Annotated in this window: 10 protein-coding genes; 1 reads left to right on the forward strand and 9 read right to left on the reverse strand. The window is 57.2% G+C overall.

Features of this window, described 5'->3' with window-relative positions; all coding sequences use genetic code 11:
• The 7 genes from ACYCZJ_RS16210 to ACYCZJ_RS16240 all read right to left on the reverse strand — a co-directional run.
• Positions 1–632 (reverse strand): DUF6629 family protein (locus tag ACYCZJ_RS16210; protein WP_461555260.1); only part of this gene is annotated, 632 nt, incomplete at its 3' end.
• 113 nt (positions 633–745) lie between these two features.
• Positions 746–2,077: a class I SAM-dependent methyltransferase gene (locus tag ACYCZJ_RS16215; RefSeq protein ID WP_461555261.1), complete on the reverse strand. Its 1,332-nt coding sequence runs from the start codon at positions 2,075–2,077 to the stop codon at positions 746–748.
• A gap of 97 nt (positions 2,078–2,174) precedes the next feature.
• On the reverse strand, positions 2,175–2,366 hold the full coding sequence (locus ACYCZJ_RS16220) for a DUF2934 domain-containing protein (RefSeq protein WP_461555262.1): 192 nt from the start codon (positions 2,364–2,366) through the stop codon (positions 2,175–2,177).
• Between the two features lie 96 nt (positions 2,367–2,462).
• Positions 2,463–2,873: a MerR family transcriptional regulator gene (locus ACYCZJ_RS16225; RefSeq protein ID WP_461555263.1), complete on the reverse strand. Its 411-nt coding sequence runs from the start codon at positions 2,871–2,873 to the stop codon at positions 2,463–2,465.
• A gap of 83 nt (positions 2,874–2,956) precedes the next feature.
• On the reverse strand, positions 2,957–3,700 hold the full coding sequence (locus ACYCZJ_RS16230; RefSeq protein WP_461555264.1) for a ferredoxin--NADP reductase: 744 nt from the start codon (positions 3,698–3,700) through the stop codon (positions 2,957–2,959).
• Positions 3,701–3,719: 19 nt separating this feature from the next.
• Complete coding sequence (locus ACYCZJ_RS16235) at positions 3,720–4,880, reverse strand: NAD(P)/FAD-dependent oxidoreductase (RefSeq protein WP_461555265.1); 1,161 nt, start codon at positions 4,878–4,880, stop codon at positions 3,720–3,722.
• A 38-nt stretch (positions 4,881–4,918) separates the two neighbouring features.
• Complete coding sequence (locus tag ACYCZJ_RS16240; RefSeq protein ID WP_461555266.1) at positions 4,919–5,104, reverse strand: YHS domain-containing protein; 186 nt, start codon at positions 5,102–5,104, stop codon at positions 4,919–4,921.
• Positions 5,105–5,250: 146 nt separating this feature from the next.
• Between ACYCZJ_RS16240 and ACYCZJ_RS16245 the strand changes: the two genes are divergently transcribed.
• Positions 5,251–5,433: a hypothetical protein gene (locus tag ACYCZJ_RS16245; protein ID WP_461555267.1), complete on the forward strand. Its 183-nt coding sequence runs from the start codon at positions 5,251–5,253 to the stop codon at positions 5,431–5,433.
• A gap of 192 nt (positions 5,434–5,625) precedes the next feature.
• On the opposite strand, the gene ACYCZJ_RS16250 is transcribed toward ACYCZJ_RS16245, so the two are convergent.
• Together ACYCZJ_RS16250 and ACYCZJ_RS16255 are read right to left on the reverse strand one after the other, a co-directional pair.
• On the reverse strand, positions 5,626–6,240 hold the full coding sequence (locus tag ACYCZJ_RS16250) for a hypothetical protein (protein WP_461555268.1): 615 nt from the start codon (positions 6,238–6,240) through the stop codon (positions 5,626–5,628).
• Positions 6,237–6,932 (reverse strand): DsbA family protein, encoded by a 696-nt coding sequence (locus tag ACYCZJ_RS16255; protein WP_461555269.1) that lies wholly within the window; start codon positions 6,930–6,932, stop codon positions 6,237–6,239. Before ACYCZJ_RS16255 ends, ACYCZJ_RS16250 begins: the two co-directional genes overlap by 4 nt.
• Positions 6,933–7,084: the final 152 nt, after the last annotated feature.

The following is a 7,084-nucleotide window of genomic DNA, read 5'->3' on the forward strand; positions in this document are numbered from 1 at the left end:
GGAGTGCGCCGTTTTCCCAACGTGAAGTGCAGATAAATGACTGCACTTAATACCGCGGCAAAAAAACACCATACGGAAAAAAAGGCGACGGTATAGAACCAGTACGCCACCATAAAAAGCAGTAGCGCCAGAACGCCAAAGACATTGATTATTTTGTGGCTCGAAAAGAAGGCGCTTGCGCATGTGGCCGCAAGATAAAGCGCCATCACCAGAACCGTATAAAAATGCGACGAAACATACACAATGTTTTGATCAACTTTCGAAGTGACGGGGAACCTGACGGTCAGGTACAGCAGGTACAAGCCGGCCGTCATTCCGATGAACAGGAATGCCAATAGCACCTTTTTTCGCCAAGCTACTTTTTCCACCAACATGATGGAGAATGGCACAAAAATGGGCCACAGCACGTGCGAGAACAGCGTAAACGCATACGTCATGGTCACATTGAGCAGCGGCGCATCAAACCGGAATGAGAGCCATAGCATTCCCTCGATGATTTGCTGAATCCCGAACAAAAGCGGGATCATCGCAAACGGAATCTCTGCCTTTCGTCTCGCCTTGTTCAGCGTTGCCACGCCGAGTACTGACAATGAAACTCCGGCGGTAAAACTTGCTGTTGCTGAAAAACACATAGGACCTGGCTCCTGTTATCCTGGACCGGATCGGCCCCGTGCATTCGGCCGTGATACTTCCCGGCATCCGAGGATGATCCTTCTCGATATCCGGGGATGTTTTTGCACGCTGATCAACATGGCTGACGATAAAGATCGCGCCGCGTCAGCGGAACCGGGCTGGAAAAGGGTTCGCGCCTGGATGCCAGAATTTGGTATATCCCGGTATTGCCTTCTTCAAACTGCATGGCGCAAGCGGCCATATACAGCCGCCAGATACGATAGACGGGTTCGGTCACATACTTCAGCGCCTCTTCGTGGCGCTCATCCAGGCGTTTTACCCACTCGCGTAGCGTCAGCGCGTAGTGCTGCCTTAATCCCTCAACGTCATGGACTTCGAAGCCGGCGTCTTCCATGATTTTCTGAACCGTGCTGACGGTCTCGAGTTGACCGTCAGGGAAGATATAGCGATTGATGAATTCGGTCGAAACGGTTTTCTTCCAACCGCCTTCATCACTGGTGATGCCGTGGTTCAGAAACAGCCCGCCGGGTTTCAGCAAGCGATTGGCAATTGCGAAGTAAGTGGGCAAATTTTTCAAGCCCACATGCTCGAACATGCCCACGCTCACCAACTTGTCAAACTTGGCCTCGCCCTGGAGATCACGGTAATCCAGCAACTCAACTGAAACCTTTTGTTCGAGTCCGCGCTGCCTGATCGTTCGTTGAGCATGGTCATACTGATTTTGGCTTAGCGTAATGCCATGTGCGCTCACACCGTAATGTTCCGCAGCCCAGCAGATCAGGGCGCCCCAGCCGCAGCCGATGTCGAGCAATCGCTCACCAGGTTTGAGCCGCAATTTGCGGCAAATGTAGTCAAGCTTGTCGTGTTGCGCGTGCTCCAGGCTCTGACTGGCATCCTCGTAATAAGCGCAGGAATAGACCATCTGTTCGTCCAGCCACAGCGCATAGAAATCGTTGGAAACGTCATAGTGAAAAGAGATGGCATCACGATTGAGTTCTTTGCTGGGATGGATACCCAGTTTTTGCCCGAAGGTTTTTGCCCACTTGGGTGTGTCGCTGCCAGTTGATGCAGTTTTTTCTGACTTGATCCTAAATGCCCTGGCCGCAAGTTTGGCCTTCTCCATCAGGGATAGTTGCAACGAAGTCAGATGGTGACGCAGCTTGAGGGCACTGTAGAAGTCACCGTCAATGTCGATAAGCCCCCGAAAATAAGCGTCCGCGAGACGCAGCGGATCGCGCGCCAGGATGAGTTCCTGAAAAGCTTTTGAAGATCTGAAGGTGAGTGAAAATGCCGGCTGGTCGCGGCCCAGATGCACCTCGGAACCGTCCCACAGACGGATGTGGAAACATCCATCGAAATCCCGGAACAGGCGGTATAGGATATGTTTGGCCTGCTCGATGCCGGGTATTGTCGGCAGCAAAACCATTTCCGAAGAGCTTGGCATTTCACTGAACTCCTTATTTTTATTGGGGACGTTCTGATCAAATTTGGTCGGGTTAGCGGCCAGCCACCAACCCGACTTGCTCATACTCAATTACGGGCTAGAACTTACCCTCAGCCAGCAACCGATCGATTTCCGCTTCTGCGGCCAGCCAACTTTCTAACTCGCAACCGCCGTTGAATCCACCTCTTTCAGCGATGTAATAAGCTGCGACCTCAACATATTGCCGCCGTTGCTCTTCGGACAGATTGGTTTCGGCCTTGGCTTTGCTGCTCTTGGTATTGTTGCTCATGATTTATCTCCTTCGTAAAAAAATAACGGTTCGCGATCCTTCTACTTTGCATAGTCATTACAGTAACAACGATAAAACCTGTGTGTAGCACACAGGTCAATCTTCCATTGCTATCGCTTCAATCAAGTGGCATACGGCTTTCCCGTCTGGCATGCCGTCGGGCATAGTTGCCCATAGCGCTGTTGCACGCTCCATGCGCGCCTGTAATTTCTTCAAATCCCGCAGTTTAAGGCGGGCTTCCTGGAGGCGCTGCGCCATGAGATTGCGCACCCGCGGACAAGGAGAGTGTCCACGGCTGCTGTCTTTCAAAATATCGCTGACATCCCCCAGACTGAACCCCAGCAGACGTGCCCTGCGGATAAACACCAAGCGCGTAAGGTCATCGCTGCTATAACATTTATAGCCGTTTCTTTCGTCACGTCTTGGGACAAGCAGGCCACTATGGGTGTAGTGCCGCACCGTGTCCGCAGTAACCCCTGCACGCCTGGCGAGTTCCGAAACTGTCATTGTTTCTCCTTACGGTCCTACCACGGGCCGATGCACCGGCCAATCAACATAGGCACGGTTTATCAGCCTTTGCCCACACTGATTTACCAATAATTTTCCAGCGTAATGTGACCGGGATCGCGCCGCCGGTTTTTCTTCAAGCCGCGCGCGAGCAACGCTTCGGTCGTATCACGCACCATGTCAGGGTTGCCGCACAGCATTACTTGCGAGCTTTCCGGCGCAAGCGCAATACCGGCACGGGCTTCAAGCCGGCCATCGGCAATGGCTTCCGGGATGCGCCCCCGCAACGCGAAATCCAACTCGGCGCGGCTGACGAAAGGCACGAAACGGAACTGTTCGCCACGCTGTTGCGCGAAGCCGCGGATGGTTTCATCGTAGGCCATTTCCTCGGCCTGGCGCACCGCGTGCACCAGCACGACGCGATCGAATCGCTGCCACGGCTCCTCGCTTTTGAGAATGGAGAGAAACGGCCCGATACCGGTACCGGTCGAGAGCAGCCACAAGTGCTTTGCATCGGGTACTTCGGCGAGTGTAAGAAATCCGGCGGCGTGGGGGGATACCAAAACCGCATCGCCCACTTCGAGCGCAGCCAGGCGTGAGGAGAGCGGCCCTGCCGGCACCAGGATGAAATAAAACTCCAAGGGTTTTTCGCCTGGCGCGTTGATGAAGGAATAGGGTCGCCCGACTATTTCGCCGTTGATGTCGAGCGCGAGCTTGGTGAACTGTCCGGCATGGAAGGGCGCCACTTCGGCGGCCACCCGCAGCGAGCACAACCGCTCAGTCCAGCGCCGCTTACCGACCACCGTGCCTTCTACAAATTTACCCATCGTCTTTTCCATTTCACCGTCAGGGTTGGCTACCGCAGACTTTCCCGGTTCCTGCCATGCGATGGTCGCCGTGACGACACCACACGCAGGTGCAATCGACGTGGTCGCAGCTCTCATCCCGGCGCTGCGAGTTGTAACGCTGTCGTGCCCAGGGCAGGAGCAGGCGCTTGATCGACCAAGGCTGATAGACCCCGTGGAGGATGCGATGCACATCCCATCCCCGCCCCCGGTTTTTCTGAAGTATCCAGCGGTAACCACGGTTACCCAACATCGCGAAAATCACCCGATTGACCATGGAATTCCACATTGGCGGCCACAACTCGCGCCGCCAAAGCAGATCGTAGTCCTTGCCTTCCAGCAGGCTGCGCGCCGCCAGCACCCCGGAGACGATGGCGTAGCGCATGCCAAAGCCCCATAGAAAATCCTGGAAACCGGCTTCCTCTCCCACCACCGGATGCACGCCGGTGACGGCGCGCGCCGGGATATGGAAGTTGCCCGCGCCGCCGTGAGGAATGGGATTCAGCATTTCCAGCCCCACCAAGCGTTGGAAAGCGGCGACGGTGCGCTGGACATACTCGTGCTCCCGCTTGAAGCCGGAGAACATGCAGCTTTTGACGGTGCCGCGCCCGTTCATGACCAACAAATAGGCATAGCCCTGCGGTGCAAGTTCATCGTCGAGAATCACCCAGAAACCGTCCTCCATGGCGGTTTCGAAATGATAGCCAACGGCAATGGCATCTGCCGCCTTGGGGCCGGCGGCAAGAATCCCGGGGCCATCCATGGAGTCGAGACGGCTGTTGAAACGCACCTCGACCCCCAGCCCACGTGCCTGCTCCAGCATGGCGGTGTCCAGCGTCTTCGGACCCGGCCCCCGTTCCACCATGTAAAAAAGTGTTTTGCTACCTGCCACCTCGTAGCGCTCACCCCAAGCATCAAAGGCATAGCCGCGGCTGCAAGACAACATGGCGAACTCCGTGGTTATGCCGATTCCCCGTAGCAGGTCGAGTGCGTCCTGCCGCGTGCTCCAATTCTCCAGCCCCTGAAAATCGCCGTCGAACCGATGTCCGACTTCGCCCTGCGTCTCGTGAACCAGTACGCGGCGGCCAGCCTTGGCCAAGGTGATGGCGGCCGCAAGTCCCGCAGGTCCCGCGCCGCCAATCTGGATGAGCTCATTCTGCATTGCGCTGCTCATTTGCCGATGCCATCCCTGCCCATCCGCTACTTATGCCCGCTGCAGCAAGAGTGGTCGGCCGGTGCCGTACCGCTCGTGTACTTCTCCGGATCGGCGGTAAACGTCTTGTGGCAGGTATCGGAGCAGAAGTAGTATACCTGCCCGGCATGTTCCGCTTTGGCCGCTGCCTTCTCCGGTTCCACGTTCATCTTGCATACTGGATCGATCGCCATGGTTCACCTCCTGTTTAAGAAACCCACGTTCGAGCCGCGGTCGAAGACACGATGCCGTCGATTGTCACGACTCCTCTTGCTGCTGCACTGCCCGCATCCGCCGTCCGAGTTCGCGAATAGCATCGGACTGCGTGAAACCCTTTTCCATGAGCGCTTTCACGAATTCCGCCTTGGCCGGAACGCCGATGATCTCCTCCGTCGGGCCGGACGGCTCGCCCACGTTTCGCACCCTTCTCGATCTGATCGCTGATGCTGGCTTCAAGTTCTTTCGAGTTGAAGCGTTGCACCAACCTCCGGATCTCGGCCAGTTGAATATTCTGGTGCGGTAACCGGTTATCGTCATTCATCACCATCAACACCTCCATAACCAATTCTGGCCAGATTTCCGAGGTAATGCGCGTTCGAGATTGATCAAGGAAATCAGCCTTTCCAGCCTGGGCTGGCGCAGAACCCATGGCTGTCACACCATTCAAATTTCATTGCGCAGGGGCGGTCCATTTTCAGTACGTGCCAGCAGCGGTTCATGGCGGCTGCTTCAAAATGGGCGTGTCACCCCGCGGCCGGATTTCGCACACCACCGGCGCGACGATTTTGCGCGCGATGAGGAAAATAGACAGCAGCATCAGGGCAATGCTCAGTAGCCCAATCTCCTCTCCCTGTAGCGGCAACAACGCCAGCGCCCCGGATGCGCCGAAGAACGACAAAATGGTGGCGAGCAGGAACGAGCCGCAGGCGGCACATCCCGCCGCGACCGCTCCGCTCGCCGCGCCGCCGACGCCGGCGGCAATTTCTCCGCGCGGCAACCGCGCACGCTTTTGCCGGAGAAAGTAGACGATCATGGCGATGTCCACGCCGAACAGCAGAGGAATAGCCGTAGCGGAAAACGCGGCGAGCACACCGAAATTGGTGGCGATGCCGCCGAGCAGGCTCGCCAGCAGTTGCAGTTTGGCGCTAAGCGCCACGTCGGGCATGGCGAAGACCGCGCCGATCAATTTGTAATTGGGAAACCATAGCGTAGCCACGAAGGCGGCCAGCGCGATCGCCAGCGCCAGCCCGAGATACGCCGGCTGCGCGAATACTTCCTCGGCGGCTTCAACGACGGTGCGGATGAGATGCGGCTTGTCCATGGCGATCACTTTTTCTGCTGCAAGGCGATGTCGACCACCAGTTTCACCGTGGCATACGGCTGCGCGCCGAGAATGGCGAACAGGCGGCCATTCGGCGCGATGACGATGGTATACGGCGTACCCTGAGCGCCGGCGGCGAGCGCATCCGCCACATCCTCCGCCACGTGCTGGGCGTACTTGCCGCTTTGCAGACACTGCATGAACTCCGCGCGGTTGAGGCCGACGTATTCCGCGATGCGCGGCAATTCCGCTGGGTCGAGCTGGTTGTTGGAGGGCGTAATTTCGTACAGCCGGTCCAGGTACGCCCAGAATTTTTCGTTGCCGCCGAGCGCGTTGGCGCACTCGGTGGCTTCCGCCTCCTTGCGCGCCTTGGGATGAATGTCGTCGAGAGGAAAATGGCGGAACACCCAGGCGACCTTGCCCGGGTGTTCCGTCACGATGCGTTGCAGCGTCGGGTGAAAGCGCTTGCACAACGGGCACTCAGTGTCAGCGAATTCGACGATCTTGACCGGTGCATCGGGATTGCCGAGAATGTGATCGCGCCGGGTCACCGGCTGGATCAAGCCGGCTACGCCCGGCGCCGCCGACGGTTGGTTTGGCTGGGCGGCGGTGTTGCCCGCAGCCAGCGTGCCGGTGATCAAGAGCACGGCCGCGGCCCAGCCGAGAAGCGATAATTTTAAGCGGCGGGACATTATTTTCATTACCTCCCCTCCGTTTTTGTGATCCTGCGCAGTTGGCCTGCCGAGAGCTTCATGCTCTTCAGAATAGCCGAATTCACGATCGCCGACAGCAAAGAGAACGCCATCTCAGTTTCCTTCTGGCGCTAGTCACGCCGCACAAGTGAAAATGGGAA

This window comes from Sulfuriferula sp. (assembly GCF_054605375.1).

What these genes read in the sequence shown, in the direction of transcription:
- ACYCZJ_RS16240 (WP_461555266.1), bottom strand. Translation starts at nt 5,104, where the DNA reads ATGGCGATCGATCCAGTATGCAAGATGAACGTGGAACCGGAGAAGGCA.
- ACYCZJ_RS16235 (WP_461555265.1), bottom strand. Translation starts at nt 4,880, where the DNA reads ATGCAGAATGAGCTCATCCAGATTGGCGGCGCGGGACCTGCGGGACTT.
- ACYCZJ_RS16220 (WP_461555262.1), bottom strand. Translation starts at nt 2,366, where the DNA reads ATGAGCAACAATACCAAGAGCAGCAAAGCCAAGGCCGAAACCAATCTG.
- ACYCZJ_RS16225 (WP_461555263.1), bottom strand. Translation starts at nt 2,873, where the DNA reads ATGACAGTTTCGGAACTCGCCAGGCGTGCAGGGGTTACTGCGGACACG.
- ACYCZJ_RS16255 (WP_461555269.1), bottom strand. Translation starts at nt 6,932, where the DNA reads ATGAAAATAATGTCCCGCCGCTTAAAATTATCGCTTCTCGGCTGGGCC.
- ACYCZJ_RS16245 (WP_461555267.1), top strand. Translation starts at nt 5,251, where the DNA reads ATGAGCGCTTTCACGAATTCCGCCTTGGCCGGAACGCCGATGATCTCC.
- ACYCZJ_RS16215 (WP_461555261.1), bottom strand. Translation starts at nt 2,077, where the DNA reads ATGCCAAGCTCTTCGGAAATGGTTTTGCTGCCGACAATACCCGGCATC.
- ACYCZJ_RS16230 (WP_461555264.1), bottom strand. Translation starts at nt 3,700, where the DNA reads ATGGGTAAATTTGTAGAAGGCACGGTGGTCGGTAAGCGGCGCTGGACT.